Origin of the sequence: Vibrio harveyi NBRC 15634 = ATCC 14126 = KCTC 12724, assembly GCF_001591145.1 — a bacterium.
Taxonomy (GTDB): domain Bacteria; phylum Pseudomonadota; class Gammaproteobacteria; order Enterobacterales; family Vibrionaceae; genus Vibrio; species Vibrio harveyi.
Genome location: NZ_BCUF01000005.1, coordinates 113,293 through 132,402, shown reverse-complemented (window position 1 = coordinate 132,402; position 19,110 = coordinate 113,293). Strand labels below are relative to the sequence as shown.

Below are 19,110 nucleotides of genomic sequence, written 5' to 3'. Positions count from 1 at the left end.
CACTTGCAATTGATAATTAATTTCATTTAATATCTATCCAAATCGAATTTTGTGGAGACGAAGATGAATATTGAGCAATGCTGGATGCGCTACTTGAAAGCAGAGCAATTGATGGAGCAAGGTCACTGGCCTGAAGCCCATCGTCTGTACGAAGATGTGCTCAACCATTTGCCAAATCACATTCACTCCGCTCTTGAAAATGAACAAACTAAGCCATGCCAGTTCGTATGTTTAGTGAGTGGTTTACGCGATGCCAGCGTGGCGCAATCTGAAATCCTAAACAAACTCGGAATGCAGCAAGAGGCGTTCTCGGCTCTTAATCAATCTTATGCGCTACTCCAGTTTTTACAGCTAGAAACCCACGATTTAATTGGTCGAGTGAGCCAGATGCTCAGCAAACACAGTGAAGATTTGTTGGCTCATATGGCAGCGTTTTGCTCTGCTCAGAGAAATGCAGAGTGGATGATAGAACTCGATCATGTCACTCGTGCTCATGAGCAGTTCTTGTATTTACAAACCATGAGTTCTGCAGAAACCGGAGCGACTCAGCTATATAATTGATCGTTCAAGATGATTGATCATTTGAGCGATAAGGCATAGGAATTTGCCACGGCAAGGCGAGAGCATAAAAGTAATAACAACTCGATACACAAGGAAACGTGATGTCCACACAAACCATTCTTTCGGTGAGTAACCTATCTGTCAGTTTTACGACAAACGATGGTATCGTCGATGCAGTAAAGAAGGTGAGCTTTGATCTCAAAGCTGGTGAAACACTGTCTATCGTAGGCGAATCCGGCTCAGGAAAATCAGTATCAACCAATGCGTTGATGAAACTGCTGCCAGACAATGCCATTTTGCACTCAGATTCTTCTATCTTCTTCGAAGGCGAGTCCATACTAGATAAAACCGAACGTCAGATGCAGAGTATCCGCGGCGATCGTATTGGCATGATCTTCCAAGAGCCGATGACCTCACTCAATCCTTACATGCGCGTTGGTATTCAAGTGGCAGAAGCCATTATGTGTCATCGTCCTGTAAGTAAAAAACAAGCCAAAGCAAAAGTACTTGAACTGTTCGATTTGGTGCATCTACCAAATCCTCAACAAGCTTATGATAAGTACCCGCACGAATTTTCAGGTGGTCAGTTGCAGCGCATAATGATTGCCATGGCATTGATCAACGAACCAGATATCCTGATTGCTGATGAGCCAACCACTGCGCTCGATGTCACCGTCCAAGCAGAAGTGCTTTATCTGATTAAAGAGATTCAAGCCAAAATGGGCATGGCGATCCTATTTATCACTCATGACTTAGGCGTTGTGAAGCACTTTGCAGACCGAGTATTAGTCATGTGTAAAGGTGAAGTCGTCGAAGAGGGCATCACTGAAGCGCTCTTCTCAGACCCGCAACATGATTACACTAAGATGTTGATTAATTCGATTCCAAAAGGCAGCAAAGACCCAATTGAAGAAGATGCGACTGAACTGCTAAAAGCCGATGACATCCGCGTTAAGTTTCTTGTTAAACCTCACTTCATTGCGAGTAAAAATGAATACTTTGAAGCCGTGAAAGGCATCTCCTTAGCGTTAAAACAAGGAGAGACCCTAGGTATCGTTGGCGAGTCAGGCTCCGGCAAATCGACCCTTGGTCGTGCATTGATTGGCTTACTGCCGTCAACGGGTAAAATTCAGTTCAAAGGGCAAGACCTAGCGCTTCTGACGGACAAAGAACGCTTTGCGCTGAAGAAAGACGTGCAGATGGTTTTCCAAGACCCATACGGTTCGCTTTCGCCTCGTATGACCGTTGGCGAAATCATTACTGAAGGACTAACCGTTCATCAACCTCAAATGAACAAAGCGGAACGAATGCAAAAGGCGCGTGATGTGCTGCGTGAAGTGCGTCTAGATCCAGCATCTATTAACCGTTACCCACACGAGTTTTCTGGCGGTCAGCGTCAACGTATTGCGATTGCGCGCGCGTTGATTCTTGAGCCTTCTTTCATTTTGCTTGATGAGCCAACCTCAGCTCTCGACCGCTCTGTTCAGTTAACCGTCATTGATTTGCTAAAAGATCTGCAGAAAAAGCACAATATTGGCTACCTCTTTATCAGCCATGACCTTTCTGTCGTTAAAGCACTCTCTGATCGTGTATTGGTCATGCAAAAGGGTGAGGTAATGGAGCAAGGGACTGCGGAGGAGATCTTCCATAACCCGAAAAGTGATTACACTAGAAAGCTGATTGATGCCTCATTTGATCTTGAAAACAATGAAAATCAACATGATGCTGCTTAGATTAGTCACAGTTTCATATTCATACACTAGGATTAAAGTATGGTGAGATTTTCGCCATAACTACGAAAATGGTATAGCTGCCATTCGGTTTGGCCGCCGAGACTGGTTGGTTCAAAGTTAGGCTTAGTCACCCTAACTATCAAATTGAGTTCCCCCAACCATGAAAAATGCCGCGAATGATTTCGCGGCATTTTTTATTGTGTTTCAGATGGTATCTCGCACCTGACTGGCTGCTAGCCTCTGACGCCAAGGAAAACAACTTAGCGTCAGGTCGTTAGCCTTTAAATATCGAGTGCCGTAATGCCCATGTTATGTAACGCAAACGCGTAAACATCCGTGGTCAGGTCGATTTGTTTACTCAAAGGCATACCCGCGCCATGTCCTGCGTTAACATCAATACGAATCAATACTGGATTGTCTCCCTGATGCTTGTCTTGCAACTCTGCGATGAATTTGTATGAGTGTGCAGGTACCACACGGTCATCGTGGTCTGCGGTCGTGACAAGCGTCGCAGGGTACGACTCGCCCTCTTTCACGTTGTGTACGGGTGAATAACCGAGTAGATACTTGAACATAGACTCAGTTTGCTCTGACGTGCCGTAGTCGTACTTCCAGCCTTCACCAGACGTAAAGGTGTGGTAGCGAAGCATATCCAATACACCAACCGCAGGAATCGCGACTTTAAACAACTCTGGACGTTGAGTCATACACGCACCAACTAACAAGCCGCCATTTGAGCCCCCACGAATCGCAAGACGCTCTGAACCGGTGTAGTTCTTCTCAATCAAATATTCCGCCGCGGCAATAAAGTCATCAAACACATTTTGCTTTTGTTGTTGAGTACCTGCATTGTGCCAAGCTTTGCCATACTCACCGCCACCACGCATGTTTGCCACCGCGTAGATGCCGCCCAGTTCTAGCCAGTTCGCAATATTTCCCGAGAACATCGGCGTCAAACTGATATTAAAACCACCGTAGCCATAAAGCATGGTTGGTGCGCTACCATCGAGTTTGGTGCCTTTTTTGTAAGAGATGATCATCGGTACTTGCGTGCCATCTTTCGAGGTATAGAACACTTGTTGAGATTCGTATTCTTGACGGTCAAACGGCGCTTTTGATTCTTGGTAAAGCGCTGAACCACCACTTTCTACATCAAAAGAGAAGATGGTTGGAGGGGTCACGTAGTTAGTAAAAGTATAATAAAGCGTCTTGTCTTCTGCTTTGCCTTGTAAGCCATATACGGTGCCTTGATCGGGTAGAGTGACTTCGCGTACCAACTCCCCCTGATAAGTAAACTGCTGAACCTTGGAGAGAACATCAACCATGTAAGTGGCAAACAAATAACCACCACCTTTGCTGATATCCAGTGGTTGTTCCTGCTCGGCTATGATCTCTGTCCATTGTTGAGATTGAGTGTTGTAGCCAACCACCTTGCCGTTTGGCGCATCCAAATTGGTGTAAAAGATCAATGTGTCATCTTGGTTATCGATAAGATAAGTGTCACCTTCGACAGTATCTTGAAGCGTACTCACTGCTTGCTCTTCTGAAGTAAGATCGACATAAAACAGTCTGTTTCCTGATGTCGATTCCGCACCAGTGATAATCAAGAAACGATCATCTTTGGTTGTCACTCCCCCTACATAACGGTGCTTTTGTGACTCCAATGCACCAAAGATCACTTTGTCTTCAGATTGTGATGTGCCTAGCTCATGGTAGTAAAGCTTGTGCTGCTCAGTGCGTGCTGAAAGCTCACTGCCTTTTGGTTTGTCATAACTTGCATAATAAAAGCCTTTGTTGCCAAGCCAAGAAATCGTAGTGAACTTAGCATCTACGATTTCAGGCTCAAGTTGCTCTTTCGTTTCGACGTCAATGACAAAGATCTTACGCCAATCACTACCACCCTCAGAAATTGAATAGGCGACAAGAGTGTCGTCATTAGAGAACTTCACTTCCCCAAGCGATGTCGTTCCTTCCTCTGAAAACGTGTTTGGATCGAGAAAGATTTCCGCTTCTTCATCCCCTTTACGGCGGTATAAAACGCTCTGGTTCTGCAAACCGTCATTTTTATAGAAGTAGGTATAGTCACCATGAACAAAAGGTTGAGAATACTTTTCATAGTTCTGACTGTTCGCCACTAGTTCACGAATTTGTTGACGGAAAGGAATCTGACCTAAGTAATCGAAGGTGATTGAGTTTTGTCCTGAAACCCACTCTGCGGTTTCTTGGCTCAAATCGTCTTCCAGCCAACGATATGGGTCTGCGATGTCGTGACCAAAATAAGTGTCGACGACAGAATCTTTACGAGTTTTTGGGTAATGCATAACGTCCGTGTTACTCCATTTGAAGTTAAGTGTTTAGTTTTATTATTTTATTGAGATTTATTCTCAATACCTACCTTAGGGTTCAGGTACAGAATTTCAACCAATAGATTGAAACATTTCTTATATTTATGAACCGACTAAAAGTAATGTGAGATAGTGAGATATCGCTCTCGAATGTGTTCTATTAAAAGCTTCACTTTGTTAGGCGGTTGACGAGTAAAAGGGTAAACCGCGTAGATACCTAGCTTTTTACCAACCAATTCTGGGAAGATATCCACCAACTCCCCACTACGAATGTCATGATAAACCAAGCAACGCGGTACGTAGGCAATGCCGTGCCCACCCAAAGCTGCTTTTCGTAATGCGGTAGCGTTATCTGTCGATAAACATCCAGAGACTCTAACGATGTAATCGCCATCTTTGCCTTTGAACTGCCAATCCGTTGCCCCCGTGGTTTGATAGGCGTATTGCAAGCAGTTGTGTGTCGTTAAATCGATCGGTTCGATCGGTTTACCATGTTTAGCAATGTAAGAAGGAGAAGCACATACTACCCATTGAGAGTCCAGAATATGCCTCGCAATCAGACTGGAATCTTCCAAGTAGCCGGTACGAATTACCAAGTCAAAACCACCAGCAACCAAGTCGACAAAGCGGTTATCAAGCGACATATCCACTGTTAAACCAGGATGCATATTACAAAACTCTGCAACCGCGTCCGCTAGAATCAAATCACCGGAGATAGTCGGCACCGACATTTTAATATGACCACTGACATTCTCACCAAAGCCTGAAACTGCATCCATAGCCTCCTGAGTGGCTTGCTTCACATTTTTAGCACTATGTAACAAAACCTTTCCCGCTTCGGTCAGGGTCAATTTACGCGTTGTTCGATATAATAGCTGAGCGCCAATTTCTTCTTCCAATCGAGCAATTCTTTTACTAACTACCGAATTTGTAAGGTTATTTTCTTCAGCCACCTTACTAAAGCTGCCCATTTCTACTACCTGAGAGAATAGGATTAGGTCGTCTGCACGCATCGATTATGTCACTTTTGGAATAAATTAATTTCATTATTTCCCTATATCTATAAAAAATAAAGGGGTAAATTCACGCCAAATTAACAAAACCATTACAACAAAAATCATCTCTACAGCATAAAGCCGTTCGAGAAGTCAGCGTACGAGGATGTACCAATGAGTGAAACCCTACTTGCCCTTGTGGCGTTTTCGCCAATTGTTGTCGCCGCCATATTATTGGTTGGTCTCAACTGGCCTGCTAAAAAAGCTATGCCTGTTGCGTTCGGTCTAACCGTCGCTATCGCCCTAATGTTTTGGGATATGTCAGCTACTCGCGTACTGGCCTCTGTATTCCAAGGGTTAGGAATTACTGTCTCTGTTCTATGGATCGTGTTCGGTGCCATCTTCTTGCTCAACACTTTAAAACATACCGGAGCGATCACGACTATCCGCAATGGATTTACTGATATTTCGGCAGACCGTCGAGTGCAAGCCATCATCATCGCTTGGTGTTTTGGTTCATTCATTGAGGGTGCATCGGGCTTCAGTACACCTGCAGCCATCGCAGCACCACTATTGGTTGCGATTGGTTTCCCTGCTCTTGCAGCGGTCTTGATGGGCATGATGATCCAATCAACACCAGTATCATTTGGCGCGGTTGGTACACCAATCATCGTGGGTGTGAATAAAGGTCTAGATACACACAACATTGGTGAAGCACTTGTCGCACACGGTTCAACGTGGGATGCCTACCTGCAACAAATCACCGCAAGTGTGGCAATGATTCACGCGACCGTTGGCACGCTAATTCCTGTACTAATGGCAATGATGCTGACTCGCTTCTTCGGTAAAAACAAGAGCTGGAGCGAAGGTCTAGACATTCTGCCATTTGCACTATTTGCTGGTGTTGCTTTCACCGTTCCTTACGCACTTACAGGCGTGTTCTTGGGTGCAGAGTTCCCATCACTCATTGGTGGTCTAGTGGGTCTAGCCATTGTGGTTACCGCGGCGAAGAAAGGCTTCCTTGTTCCAAAAACAAAATGGGATTTCGAAAGCGAAGATAAATGGCCAGCAGAATGGCTCGGCTCTCTAAAGATCAATCTGGATGACAACCCGGCAAACCAATGAGTCTGACCAAAGCATGGGCTCCATACGTACTACTAGCGATTATCCTTGTTGCAAGCCGTGTTAGCCCTGAGTTCAAAGGTCTACTTAAGAGCGTAAGCCTTTCGTTTGGTAATATTCTTGGCGAGACAGGCATCAGCACAGCGATTCAACCTCTATACCTTCCTGGTGGCATCCTAGTCTTCGTAGCATTCCTTGCGGTTCTTCTACAAGGTGGTGGTGCGAAATCATTGGGTAAAGCGTTTGGCGAATCGAGTAAGACGTTAATTGGTGCAGGTTTTGTTCTTGTGTTCACCATTCCTATGGTTCGCATCTTCATTAACTCAGGTGTCAACGGTGCAGATCTCGCAAGTATGCCAGTAACCACGGCAAACTTCGCAGCAGACCTAGTTGGCTCAGCATTCCCGGCGTTGAGTGCTACCGTTGGTGCCCTTGGTGCATTCATCGCCGGCTCTAACACAGTGTCGAACATGATGTTCAGCCAATTCCAGTTCGAAGTAGCACAGACACTGACCATCTCAAGTGCCATTGTCGTGGCTCTACAAGCGGTAGGCGCAGCTGCGGGTAACATGATTGCTATCCACAACGTGGTTGCTGCATCCGCAACCGTTGGCCTGTTAGGACGCGAAGGTGCAACGCTACGTAAGACGGTCATTCCAACGTTCTATTACCTCGTGGTAACTGGCATCATCGGTCTGATTCTAATTTACGGTTTCCAAATCACCGACGCTTTAATGAATTAATAATAAATGCAGGGCTTCCCCCGCCCTGCTCTTTCTCTGGTACATCGGTCTGCACTACTACCCCGACACTTTTGGTGTGGCTTGCTGCATCAATCCCCCGACCGGTGTACCAGTCTTTTTCAGTGCAGATAATTGATTGTTCAGTGTATGGAATCCACCACAGCTCAATCACTTATCTATACTCTATTCTGACGTCGACTGCCGAAAGGATGGCAGTCAGTGGAACACTGACAGAGCAGGTGCTCATTGACTCAGGACGCAATCTTAGAATAACAGCCAGGACACACTATTATGATTATCTCTGCTTCTACAGATTACCGCGCTGCTGCGAAAGCCAAGCTGCCTCCATTTCTTTTCCATTACATTGATGGTGGTTCATACGACGAGCGCACGCTGAAACGCAACACCGATGATTTAGGTGATGTTGCGTTGCGACAACGTGTTCTGCGTGACATGAGCGATCTAAGCCTAGAGACTGAGATCTTCGGTGAGAAACTTGCTATGCCAATCGCACTTGCTCCTGTTGGTCTTACTGGTATGTACGCAAGACGTGGCGAAGTACAAGCCGCGAAAGCCGCAGAAAAGAAAGGCATTCCTTTCACCATGTCAACGGTATCCGTTTGTCCTATTGAAGAAGTCGCACCTGCGATCGAACGCCCAATGTGGTTCCAACTGTATGTTCTAAAAGACCGAGGCTTTATGAAGAACGTACTTGAGCGCGCGAAAGCGGCAGGTGTAACGACACTGGTTTTCACCGTAGATATGCCAGTTCCAGGTGCTCGTTACCGTGACATGCACTCTGGTATGAGTGGTCCAAATGCAGCGATGCGCCGAGTATTCCAAGCCATGCGCCATCCAAGCTGGGCACTGGATGTCGGTGTATTAGGTAAACCTCACGACTTAGGGAACATTTCTACTTACCGTGGCGAACCAACGAAGCTGGAAGATTACATTGGCTGGCTCGGTGCAAACTTTGATCCTTCGATTTCTTGGAAAGATCTAGAGTGGATTCGTGACTTTTGGGACGGACCAATGGTCATCAAAGGCATCCTAGACGAAGAAGATGCAAAAGACGCAGTTCGCTTCGGTGCAGACGGTATCGTTGTATCCAACCACGGTGGGCGTCAACTTGACGGTGTCCTTTCGACAGCGAAAGCTCTGCCTAGCATCGCAGATGCAGTAAAAGGCGACCTGAAGATTTTCGTCGACTCCGGTATCCGCACTGGTCTGGATGTCGTTCGTATGTTGGCGCTTGGTGCTGACTGTACGTTGCTTGGTCGCTCTTTTGTTTACGCTCTAGCGGCACAAGGCGGTGCGGGTGTTGAAAACTTGCTTGATTTGTATGACAAAGAGATGCGCGTAGCGATGACACTCACTGGCGCAAAAACTATCGCCGATCTGTCGCGTGATTCTTTGGTGAAGATTCCATAGACCTTGCCGACTCTCCCCCTAATAAAAAAGCGAGCTCAATAAGCTCGCTTTTTTAGAAATTTGAATTAGCGGACGTGATGTTCGTATTCAATCACCACTTGGTTGCCTTCAATAAAAACGTTACGAATGTCGCCGTCTACGGTCACTCTGTTTTGTAAGTAAACCGAACCAGAACCCGATACATCGCGTTCGGTCATTGATGGGATAACTTGTCCGGGACGAACGTGCAATTGCTCACATAACTGCTTAACAAAGCCCAAAGTTAACGGTGCGTTACCGCGTAACAACGAAGAGAACTCATGTAGACTTAAACCTAGACGTTTTGCCATCTCCATTTGGGTAAGGTGCATTTTTGCTTTTTGCGACATCCAAATGTCGTAGAGCGCATTTCGGTCTAGCTCTGTAAATTCCATGGTTCATCTCCGCATTTCAAAGTGACCTTAAAGTCTCATATTTAAATGTGATAAATGTTAGCGATGAGTCAAAGAACCTACAATTGATGGTTCGTATGGTAGTGCTTATCTTTCAATCTACGAGTTCTATCACATCTCATAGGTTGATTTACTCATACTTTACATTTCGTCATACCTATCATCATCTTGAATTAATATAAAAGTCATTAATGGCAATGTAAACAGCAAAACATCCCTGTTACAACACAACGAGACTTTGTCACTTTCGTTCCGCCTCATCATTTTTCTAGGGCGAATTGGTAAATTCTGCTACCTTTCCCCCATTGTTCTATAAAAAGAAACTTTACTTATGCCACAGTGGTTTACAGAACTTCAAACTTACGTCATGGCTAACCACCAAGATTGGAGCAGCAGCGTTTTATTTATCACGATAGCCAGCTTCTTTGCTTGGATTGCTTGGCGTGTCTTGCATTCGCGCCTCGCGATTCTTGTAGAGAAAACCCCCTTCCATTGGGATGACCTTTTATTAGAAGCGTTAAAAACCCCCGTCAGCACACTCATTTGGTGTTGGCCCGCTACGGTATCAATCGGCATTGTTCTGCAAAGTGAGTTAGGCAACGAGTTCAACTGGCTTAGCACACTCAAACTCATCCTAGTGATCAGCATATTAGTTTGGATAGTGATGCGTCTTATCACTAATGTTGAGGACTATGTGCTGGAACAGAAAACTCGTGATGAAACCACGGTGCAAGCGATCGCCAAAGTCGCGCGCCTGTTCTTCATCGTGATTGGTGTGCTTACCGTCATGCAAGCATTCGGGCTTAGCCTTTCTGGTTTGCTAACCTTTGGTGGCGTCGGTGGTTTGATTGTCGGTTTAGCAGCAAAAGACTTACTGTCCAACTTCTTTGGCGGCTTAATGATTTACTTCGATCGCCCATTTAAAGTTGGCGATTGGATTCGCTCGCCAGATCGTAAAATCGAAGGCACTGTTGAACGTATTGGATGGCGCATGACCAGTATCCGTACTTTCGATAAAAGACCGCTCTATGTACCAAACTCAGTGTTCAGCAATATCGTCGTAGAAAACCCATCGCGCATGCTAAACCGACGCATCTTTGAAACGATAGGATTACGTTATGATGATGCAGAAAAAGTCCCCGTCATCATCGATGCGGTACGTGAAATGCTACAAAACCACAAAGATATTGATACGCGTCAAACGCTGATTGTGAACTTTGATTCGTTTGGAGCTTCCTCACTGAACTTCTTCATTTATACCTTCACTAAAACGGTGAACTGGGTGCGTTACCATGAAGTGAAGCAAGATGTGTTACTGCAAGTAATGGCGATCATTAAAGAACACGAAGCGGACATCGCATTCCCAACTCAAACGCTCAAACTCGATCCAATTCAAATGGCGAAAGCACAAGCGCAAGAAGATCAAGGCTACTAGCGATTGCAGACTGCCATCATCTAACGATGGCTTATCAAATAAGGACCAAGCCCCGGACGTTATGCTGGGGCTTTCTTTTTATCTATAGGGCAAGTTCGAGCAACTATTGTTAAAAAGTGTAGGAATTGGATAAGCTAGCTTCTAGCTCAAGCGAATGAAAAGGACAGCGCAGTGAATTTAAGACAATTGGAAGTCTTTTACGCCATCATGCAAACCGGAACCGTTTCTGGTGCCGCGCGCTTATTGCATGTATCGCAACCCAATGTCACTCGGGTACTTGCCCACACGGAACAACAACTTAGCTTTGCCCTGTTTGAGCGCGTCAAAGGCCGCTTAGTACCGACCCAAGAAGCCAAAGCCCTATTACCAGAAGCCGAGAAAGTCTACCAACAGCTTGGGCAATTTCGTTCCCTCACCAGTAAAGTGAAACAAGGCACTCAGCACTTGAGAGTCGGAGCACCTCCTGTCTTAGCTTCCCAACTGCTTGCTCCAACGGTTGCTGCACTGTCGAAGCAACAAGGCATCTCATTTGAACTATTAACGGCAAACCGTGATGAGCTGTGTTCAGGCTTACTTAAGCACGAATTGGATGTGGCGATTGCCTTCGGTGAAGAAGCGCCACCCGCAATTTTGAGTGAGGTGTTACTCAAGCAACAACTTGTTCTGATTGCGCCAAAAGAAGCGCTCAGTTCAACTGAGGACTCGGTATCGTTTGATGATTTGATTCAGCACGAATTGCCAATCATCGGCTTGGACAGTCGAGACCCACTCGGTTTGTTGCTTCATCAAACACTCTCGGCACGCGACGAACATTATCACCACGCAATCATAGTACGCAGTTACGCCGCTGCTGCTGAACTGGTCAAACACCATGCCGGCTTTGCGATTGTCGATCCATGGACAGCAAAACAGTATCAAAATGATGAATCGGTAAGCGTGCGCTCACTTTCTCCTGCACTGTCATTTTCAATCTCTATCATGTTTGCGGAACATACACCGCAATCCATTTCGACCAAGCTTTTTATTGATTCACTTAAGCGACATGTGAATCAGTAAGTTAGCACTCACCTTACCCTATAACCTCAAGTTATAGACGCACAACAAATAGGCATTCGGCTTCCCTCTTCAAACTGGCTACATTGTTTGAAAACGCCATTACTTGAACGTATTGGTTAAAAACGTCTTGTTTGAAAACGTACTGTTTAAAAACATACAGAATGACAGAGGGAACCATCATGCAAATTGCTCAACCTTACTTACTTTTTCTTGGTGACGTCACCGATCCATTAGCCGCAAAAACTGCACGCGGTATCCATCAATGGCGCCCAGAGATTTGCTTAGGGCAGCTTCGTCTTACGTCAGAAACCGTTTCATTAGGTTTAACCGATATGACGCTGCAACAGGCTCAGCAGCAAGGCGCAAAAACGCTCGTCATCGGCACAGCAAACCCTGGTGGTGTTATTCCTGAATCATGGCAAGCGACGTTACTAGAAGCGGCGGAAATGGGGTTTGAAATCGCCTCAGGTATGCACCAACGTCTTTCTGAATTCGCTCCTTTAGATGACTTACAACAACGTGGCTTAGCCAAGTTACACGATGTACGCCATTACGATGCCTCGCTCAAAGTGGGCAATGGTAAAGCGCGCTCGGGGAAACGCTTACTAACGGTTGGCACCGACTGCTCGGTTGGCAAGATGTTCTCTGCCCTCGCGATTGAGAAAGCTTTACAGCAATCTGGTTGTAACGCTGAGTTCAAAGCCACAGGTCAAACGGGCATCTTAGTCGCGGGCAGTGGTATTTCGATTGATGCTGTTGTCGCGGACTTTATCTCTGGTGCGGTGGAAGCCATCAGCCCTGAGTTCACAGACCATGAATGGGACATCATTGAAGGACAAGGCTCGTTGTTCAATCCTTCTTTTGCGGGCGTGAGTTTAGGCTTGCTTCACGGCGCACAAGCGGACGCTTTGGTATTGTGTCACGAGATCGGTCGCCCACACATTCGCAACCTTCCCCATGCGAAATTGCCAACGATTGAACAAACCATCGAGGCAAATTTACAAGCAGCACGTTTAACAAACCCTGACACACAACTTGTTGGAATCTGCTTGAATACCTCTGCAATCAGTGAAGATGATGCCGCACAGCTTTGCCAAGAATGGACGGAGAAATACCAAGTGTCCGTAACCGATCCTGTGCGTTTTGGCGTAGAGCAAATTGCTCAACAGATTATTGCGAGTTAAGTTGCGATTTAAGGATTGTAGACGCGATGAAAATTCATGTAGAGCCCGTCACCATTGCAATGGCGACGCCTTTCCGTATATCCCGTGGCAGCCGAACCGAATGTCACGTGGTGCGCGTAACCGTAGAACAAAATGGCATCAGTGCCCAAGGTGAATGTACGCCTTACCCTCGTTACGGCGAGTCGGTGGAATCGGTAATCAAAGCCATTTCTCAAGCCGCTCATGAACTGCAAGGTTTGTTTGCCAAAGGTGACGCGAACATAGTCTCCCTCAGAGAAAAACTACAAACTCTTCTCCCTGCCGGTGCGGCACGTAATGCGCTCGACTGCGCGATGTGGAACTTACAAGCCAAACTCGCAGGCAAGCAACATGCCCAAGATCTATTTGAATTGCCAACATCGATTGTTACTGCGATGACCGTGTCGATTAACACGCCAGAGGCAATGGCAAACCAGACCCGCAACTACATCGAACAAGGCGCAAAACTACTTAAAGTGAAGCTCGATGGCGAACAAGTGATTGAACGCGTTCGCGCTGTTCGTGAGGCGGCAGGCGATGCGATGATCGTGCTGGATGCAAACGAAGCATGGCAAGAGCTGGATTTAGACGCCACGTTTGCCGCGTTAACGCCACTGAATATTGCGATGATTGAGCAGCCTTTACCCTCGAATGACGATGATAAGATAAAAGACATTTCGCACCCAATTCCACTTTGTGCCGATGAAAGTTGCCATACACGCCAACAATTGCATGAATTGGTAGGCAAATACGAAATGGTCAACATCAAACTCGACAAGACAGGTGGTCTTACCGAAGCCTTATTGCTTGCAGAAGAAGCGAAACACCTTGGTTTTACCTTGATGTCCGGTTGCATGTTAGGCACTTCATTGTCTATGCGTGCAGCGCTACCCATCGCGGTCCAATCGAAAGTGGTTGATTTAGATGGTCCGATTTTACTGGGTCAGGATATTGAGCCCGCTTTGGTATATCGAGAAGGAGAAATCGTTCTGTAAAGAAGCGATGATAACCCCATCACCGATTTCATGACCTAGATTAAAAAACAAACACCATCAGCATGAAATAAGTCACATAAATTACGAGGTTATTACGGCATGCTAACACGGTAGTAACCTCTAATGCGCTTTTTCAGCAAGGTGGTGGTTGTATGTATAGAGTCATCCGAAAAATGACATGGAAGACGAACAGGCGGTAAACCCGCCCTACTCCAATGCAGTTCGTACCTGATATCAGGTTTGCTTTGGAACCGTTGATTTGCCGATAACGGCTCACTCGGTTTCGCACGTCATTTGCAAGGAGGCTCTATGCCTATCAATAAGATCCGCAACGTCGCCTTTGTCGGTCAAACGGGTACCGGCAAAACCACACTGATAGAAAAACTGCTCTACACCTGCCAAGCCACTAGCCATTTAGGGTGTGTGGAAAAAGGCGATACGGTGACCGATTTCGACCAACAATCCATCCAATATCAACACAGTATCGAAGCCACACCAGTCGCCCTCAGTTGGAACAAACACCGCCTCAATATCATCGACACTCCCGGACAAAGTGAATTACTCGGGCGCACACTCAGCGTGTTCCCTGCCGTCGAAACTTCTGCGTTGATCATCGACCCACAAATGCCCATCAACCAAACTTCTGACCGCTTGTTCGCCTTTGCTAAAGAGCAGCAAAAGTGCCAGATGATCATCATCAACAAGCTCGACAATCACGGCAACCAACTTGAAGCCGTGATGGAAAATATCATCGAACACTTTGGTGATAATTGCTTACCAATCAACTTACCTTCAGCCGATGCTCAATCGGTGGTGGATTGCTATTTCGAACCAGAGATCGAACGCGACACCTTGCTCGCCAAAGTCGAAGAAGCGCATGAAACCTTGATAGACCAAGTGATTGAAGTCGATGAAGAGCTGATGGAACTGTATCTCGAACAAGGCTCAGAACTGACAGCAGAACAGCTGCATGATCCGTTTGAAGAAGCATTGAGAACCGGACACGTAATTCCAATCTGCTTTGTGTCATCCAAAACAGGCGCGGGGGTAGAACTACTGCTGAGAACCCTAGCGGAAATCATGCCGATGCCAAATGAAGGCAACCCACCGCTGTTGGAGAAAAACGGCAAGAAGGTCAAAGTAAACTGTGAAGCACTTGAGCACAGCGTGGCGCATGTGTACAAGATCAGCGTCGATCCTTACATGGGTAAACTCGCCTATTTGCGTGTTTACCAAAGTGAAATCAACGCAGGCAGCCAACTCTACATTGGTGAAAGCAACAAAGCGTTCAAAGTTGGTCATCTTTACCAGTTGCAAGGCAAAGACAGAACGGAGATCCCAAGGGCGCTTGCCGGCGATTTCTGTGTGCTCGCCAAAGTGGATGAGTTGGAATTTGATTCCATTGTTCATGACTCTCATGAAGAAGATGGCGTACAACTCAAAACCCTCAACTTCCCAGATTCGATGTACTCACTGTGCCTCAAGCCCGTTAAGCGTGGCGACGAGCAAAAGCTTGGGGATGTGCTGAATAAAATCGCCAGCGAAGATCCTTCTCTTCGAATCGAACATCGTGCACGCACCAATGAAACCATCATCAGCGGTCAGGGTGAATTCCACCTCAAAGTAGCGCTTGAGAAAATGTCTGCAGTCTACAAACTGGAAGTGGAAACCAGCCAGCCAAGCGTCGAATACTTTGAGACCATAACCAAACCAGCAGAAGGCCACTATCGTCATAAGAAACAAAGCGGCGGCGCGGGTCAATTTGGTGAGGTGCAATTAAAAGTACGCCCACTCGAACGCGGTGCGGGCTTCAAGTTCATTAATAAAGTGGTTGGCGGCGCGATTCCTACTGCACTCATCCCTGCAGTGGAAAAAGGCATTGTTCAGGCATTGGAAGAAGGGGCGATTTCTGGCAACCCAATCAAAGATGTCGAAGTGACCGTTTACGATGGTAAATACCACTCGGTTGACTCGAAAGAAATCGCGTTTGTCATCGCAGGTAAGAAAGCCTTCTTAGATGCGATCAACAATGCAGACCCGATAGTGCTCGAACCGATTGTACAAATGGAGCTTCATATTCCAACCGCAAACGTGGGTGATGTATCCGGCGACTTATCCGGTAATCGCGGGCTAATTGAAGGAACAGAGCCTATCGACGCAAACTTCACCATGTTAAGAGCCAAGTCTCCAGTCAACGAACTGCAAGATTATGCTCGTCGTCTGCGCTCAATTACTGGCGGTGAAGGTAGCTTTAACATGACACTCAGCCACTACGAACCAGCGCCACCAGCTGTGCAAAAACAGGTCTGCAACGAAGCGACGCAGCAAAGCTAAGGCTTAATACGTTTAACCTCACTAACAAAAAACGCCCTCAAAACTTGAGGGCGTTGTTGTATTCAGTTGAGGTCTATTTGTCTAACGACATACCAATATGTTCAAGCTTGGATTGGAACTGTTCAACACTGTCGGCTTTATAGGTAGGAGAACCGTTAAAATAGCGTGGCTTCTCTGGCAACATCGCATTCTTGAGTTCTTGTTCCTGATCGACATTGTCATGGTACACCGTTACACGGTTTGGGATATCCTGCTTCATAAATGCCATTTTGGTTCTCCTTTATTAAGACGAATCTTAAGCGTAGAACTGAACAAAAAATGCGCAAAAACTCATCATTAAAAATTTGATCTTCTAGACAATATTAGGATCTATTGACCTTTCGAACTTGGCTCTTGGATCTGATAGAGGCGGCGTTCATTCTCTGCGCAAGTAGTCTCACAGTTACACACTTTGTCAACGCCGACGTTATTCAAGCCGCCGCAACTGCCTTGAATGCGTTTATTGTGAAAGATCACACCCAGTGACATCAACAAAATGATGGCTAAGAACCCAAGAAAAGTGAACAACCAAACCATTACTTCACCTCTTTCACGTAAGAAGAAACCAATGCTTTAAGTTTAGTTGGGCGCAACGTCATGAGTGTGTTTTTTGATTGAGATTGAGGATTGATCAATAGCGAAGGCGCTTTTTTGCTACCACAGCCACCGCAACCACCTTTTTTGACGTGATTGGTCGAAGGGCGACCTTGCGTCGCAACCGTTAATGGCGATCGAGGCACACCCATTACATCATCCAGTGAGCTGCGAGTCGATAGCTTAAAGACTTTTTTACCACTGCTCAAAAGCTTACCAAGCGCACGTTCCCCAATGTTGCGAACCAACACTGCATCCACATGATATTCTTGCAAAGATTGAATAAGTTGAGATTTTGCTTTACAGCCAGCTTGTGGCATAGAAGCAATATTAGCTAGGTTTTTCAACAGCCCTTCCGTGTCGGAATAAATCGCAATGTATGGGGCTTTAACAAAATGATTGGCGACGCGTTCGCCGTCATTCGGAATAGCGTAAATCATGAGTTTGACTCCTGGTCAGGAAAAACAAGTGCATGACCCTCAACTAGGCTTTTCGCGACTTTAAAACGCGCGCTTTTAACCGTATTACCAAAGGTCTGGCGAGAGACTCCCATTTGGTCGGCAGCTTGCTGCTGGCTCAATCCTTCCAGATCGGCTAATCGCAATGCCTCTAGTTCTTCTGGCAATATGTTGACTTTCTCCAGCTCATAAAACGGTACGCCATTGGGCTTAAAACAATGGTGTGCTGCACGTCCACATATGCGTCTTTCTATTTTTGGTCTCGCCATCACATCCTCTCTACAAAACGCCTTAACCTTACGCTCGTTTATGGCATATGCCAATTATAGTTTTTAGCATATGCCAATATCTTAGTTTGCAAAAATCGTATTCATAGCGAAATATTCGTTAGACATCTAATAATAATGCAACAGTACATACAAACCACCATACGATTCATTGACATGAGTCGATAAAAAACCTTTCATTTCTGTGGCTATTTTCATCAAAAATTCACCAACACTTTCACGCTCATTAATAAACAAAGCTATAATTCACCTAACACATTAGTTTGAACACTAATGATTAATTAGTTACCCTAAGTGAGCAATTTAGAGAAAGGAAACTCAATATGACGTACAAAACTCCCTTACTACTAGCGATTGGTGCGCTAGCAGCGACCAACGCAAACGCAAGTGAGTGTGGAACGGTTACCATTGCAGATATGAACTGGAACTCTGCAACACTGATTGCCAACGTGGACCGTTTTATTCTTGAGCACGGCTACGGCTGTGATGCCGAACTCATCCCTGGCGACACCATGCCAACTGGCACCTCAATGATCGAAAAAGGACAGCCCGATGTGGCACCAGAGCTTTGGAGTAACAGCCTTAAAGATGCACTAGATAAAGGTGTTGAAGAAAAGCGCCTACGCTATGCTGGTAAAGCACTCGTCGATGGCGGTGAAGAAGGTTTCTGGATCCCTGCCTACCTTGTTAAACAATACCCTGAAATGAAAACCATCGAAGGTGTGAAAAAACACGCGAAGCTGTTCTCTCATCCAGAAGACAAAGCAAAATCGGCATTTTACAGCTGCCCAGCTGGTTGGAACTGTCAAATCAGCGCCGGTAACCTTTTCAAAGCGATGGACCTTGCCGGATCAGGCTTTGATATTATCGACCCAGGGTCAAGTGCAGGTCTGTCTGGCTCAATAGCAAAAGCCTACGAACGTGAAGAAGCCTGGTTTGGTTACTACTGGGCACCAACTGCAGTTCTCGGTAAGTACGATATGGTGAAAGTGGATTTCGGTAGCGGCGTTGATGAGAAAGAATTTGTCAGCTGTACGACACAAGCTGATTGCGAAAATCCAAAACCAACCATGTACCCACCTTCACCGGTTCACACCATTACGACTGAAGAGTTTGCTTCACGCTCTCCGGCTGCATACAACTACTTCACTAAACGTGGTTTCACCAATGCAGACATGAACCAATTGCTGGCTTGGATGGAAGACAACCAAGCGGACGGTGAAGAAACCATGTTCCATTTCCTAGAAAACTACCCACAGATCTGGACCGCATGGGTTCCTCAAGACGTAGCTAAAAAAGTGCAAGGTGCACTGTAAGACTTAGACGTTTCGTAAATGGTATAGGAATAC

General features: G+C 46.0%; 16 protein-coding genes and 1 pseudogene. 10 read left to right on the top strand and 7 right to left on the bottom strand.

Features of this window, described 5'->3' with window-relative positions:
- Positions 1-63 precede the first annotated feature (63 nt).
- Together VHA02S_RS04540 and VHA02S_RS04535 are read left to right on the top strand one after the other, a co-directional pair.
- Entirely contained in the window at positions 64-561 is a 498-nt protein-coding gene (locus VHA02S_RS04540) for a hypothetical protein (protein WP_017189599.1), read from the top strand.
- A 101-nt stretch (positions 562-662) separates the two neighbouring features.
- The gene (locus VHA02S_RS04535; RefSeq protein ID WP_005452912.1) at positions 663-2,294 is read left to right on the top strand and encodes an ABC transporter ATP-binding protein; all 1,632 of its coding nucleotides are present in this window, start codon (positions 663-665) and stop codon (positions 2,292-2,294) included.
- Positions 2,295-2,575: 281 nt separating this feature from the next.
- Here VHA02S_RS04535 and VHA02S_RS04530 read toward each other — a convergent pair whose 3' ends face one another.
- Both VHA02S_RS04530 and VHA02S_RS04525 read right to left on the bottom strand, forming a co-directional pair.
- Positions 2,576-4,615 carry a prolyl oligopeptidase family serine peptidase gene (locus VHA02S_RS04530; protein WP_038899345.1) on the bottom strand — a complete coding sequence of 680 codons (2,040 nt, stop codon included), beginning with the start codon at positions 4,613-4,615 and terminating at the stop codon, positions 2,576-2,578.
- 137 nt (positions 4,616-4,752) lie between these two features.
- A complete protein-coding gene (locus VHA02S_RS04525; protein WP_038899344.1) occupies positions 4,753-5,652 on the bottom strand; it encodes a LysR family transcriptional regulator in 900 nt (299 codons plus the stop codon).
- 156 nt (positions 5,653-5,808) lie between these two features.
- Here VHA02S_RS04525 and VHA02S_RS04520 point away from each other — a divergent pair.
- Together VHA02S_RS04520 and lldD are read left to right on the top strand one after the other, a co-directional pair.
- Positions 5,809-7,499 (top strand): annotated as a pseudogene (locus VHA02S_RS04520) (L-lactate permease).
- Between the two features lie 291 nt (positions 7,500-7,790).
- Complete coding sequence (lldD, locus tag VHA02S_RS04515; RefSeq protein WP_005452916.1) at positions 7,791-8,930, top strand: FMN-dependent L-lactate dehydrogenase LldD; 1,140 nt, start codon at positions 7,791-7,793, stop codon at positions 8,928-8,930.
- Between the two features lie 65 nt (positions 8,931-8,995).
- Here the strand turns inward: lldD and VHA02S_RS04510 are convergent, their stop codons facing one another.
- Entirely contained in the window at positions 8,996-9,343 is a 348-nt protein-coding gene (locus tag VHA02S_RS04510) for a helix-turn-helix domain-containing protein (protein WP_005452917.1), read from the bottom strand.
- Between the two features lie 349 nt (positions 9,344-9,692).
- Between VHA02S_RS04510 and VHA02S_RS04505 the strand changes: the two genes are divergently transcribed.
- The 5 genes from VHA02S_RS04505 to fusA all read left to right on the top strand — a co-directional run bounded on the left by VHA02S_RS04505 (position 9,693) and on the right by fusA (position 16,383).
- Positions 9,693-10,796, top strand: a complete 1,104-nt coding sequence (locus tag VHA02S_RS04505) for a mechanosensitive ion channel family protein (RefSeq protein ID WP_009703553.1) — start codon at positions 9,693-9,695, stop codon at positions 10,794-10,796.
- A gap of 171 nt (positions 10,797-10,967) precedes the next feature.
- On the top strand, positions 10,968-11,852 hold the full coding sequence (locus VHA02S_RS04500) for a LysR family transcriptional regulator (protein ID WP_038899343.1): 885 nt from the start codon (positions 10,968-10,970) through the stop codon (positions 11,850-11,852).
- Between the two features lie 179 nt (positions 11,853-12,031).
- Entirely contained in the window at positions 12,032-13,036 is a 1,005-nt protein-coding gene (dgcN, locus tag VHA02S_RS04495) for an N-acetyltransferase DgcN (protein WP_038899342.1), read from the top strand.
- 26 nt (positions 13,037-13,062) lie between these two features.
- Positions 13,063-14,049, top strand: a complete 987-nt coding sequence (gene dgcA / locus VHA02S_RS04490) for an N-acetyl-D-Glu racemase DgcA (protein WP_038899341.1) — start codon at positions 13,063-13,065, stop codon at positions 14,047-14,049.
- Between the two features lie 309 nt (positions 14,050-14,358).
- The gene (gene fusA / locus VHA02S_RS04485; protein ID WP_038899340.1) at positions 14,359-16,383 is read left to right on the top strand and encodes an elongation factor G; all 2,025 of its coding nucleotides are present in this window, start codon (positions 14,359-14,361) and stop codon (positions 16,381-16,383) included.
- Positions 16,384-16,456: 73 nt separating this feature from the next.
- On the opposite strand, the gene VHA02S_RS04480 is transcribed toward fusA, so the two are convergent.
- The 4 genes from VHA02S_RS04480 to VHA02S_RS04465 all read right to left on the bottom strand — a co-directional run bounded on the left by VHA02S_RS04480 (position 16,457) and on the right by VHA02S_RS04465 (position 17,743).
- Positions 16,457-16,651: a hypothetical protein gene (locus VHA02S_RS04480; protein WP_009697894.1), complete on the bottom strand. Its 195-nt coding sequence runs from the start codon at positions 16,649-16,651 to the stop codon at positions 16,457-16,459.
- 101 nt (positions 16,652-16,752) lie between these two features.
- Complete coding sequence (nqrM, locus tag VHA02S_RS04475; protein WP_005452936.1) at positions 16,753-16,959, bottom strand: (Na+)-NQR maturation NqrM; 207 nt, start codon at positions 16,957-16,959, stop codon at positions 16,753-16,755.
- Positions 16,959-17,456, bottom strand: coding sequence for a NifB/NifX family molybdenum-iron cluster-binding protein (locus tag VHA02S_RS04470; protein WP_009697895.1), 498 nt, complete (start codon positions 17,454-17,456; stop codon positions 16,959-16,961). The genes nqrM and VHA02S_RS04470 overlap by 1 nt, the downstream gene beginning before the upstream one ends.
- On the bottom strand, positions 17,453-17,743 hold the full coding sequence (locus tag VHA02S_RS04465; protein ID WP_005452940.1) for a DUF134 domain-containing protein: 291 nt from the start codon (positions 17,741-17,743) through the stop codon (positions 17,453-17,455). The genes VHA02S_RS04470 and VHA02S_RS04465 overlap by 4 nt, the downstream gene beginning before the upstream one ends.
- Positions 17,744-18,084: 341 nt before the next feature.
- On the opposite strand from VHA02S_RS04465, the gene VHA02S_RS04460 reads away from it, so the two are divergent.
- The gene (locus tag VHA02S_RS04460) at positions 18,085-19,077 is read left to right on the top strand and encodes an ABC transporter substrate-binding protein (RefSeq protein ID WP_005452943.1); all 993 of its coding nucleotides are present in this window, start codon (positions 18,085-18,087) and stop codon (positions 19,075-19,077) included.
- Positions 19,078-19,110: the final 33 nt, after the last annotated feature.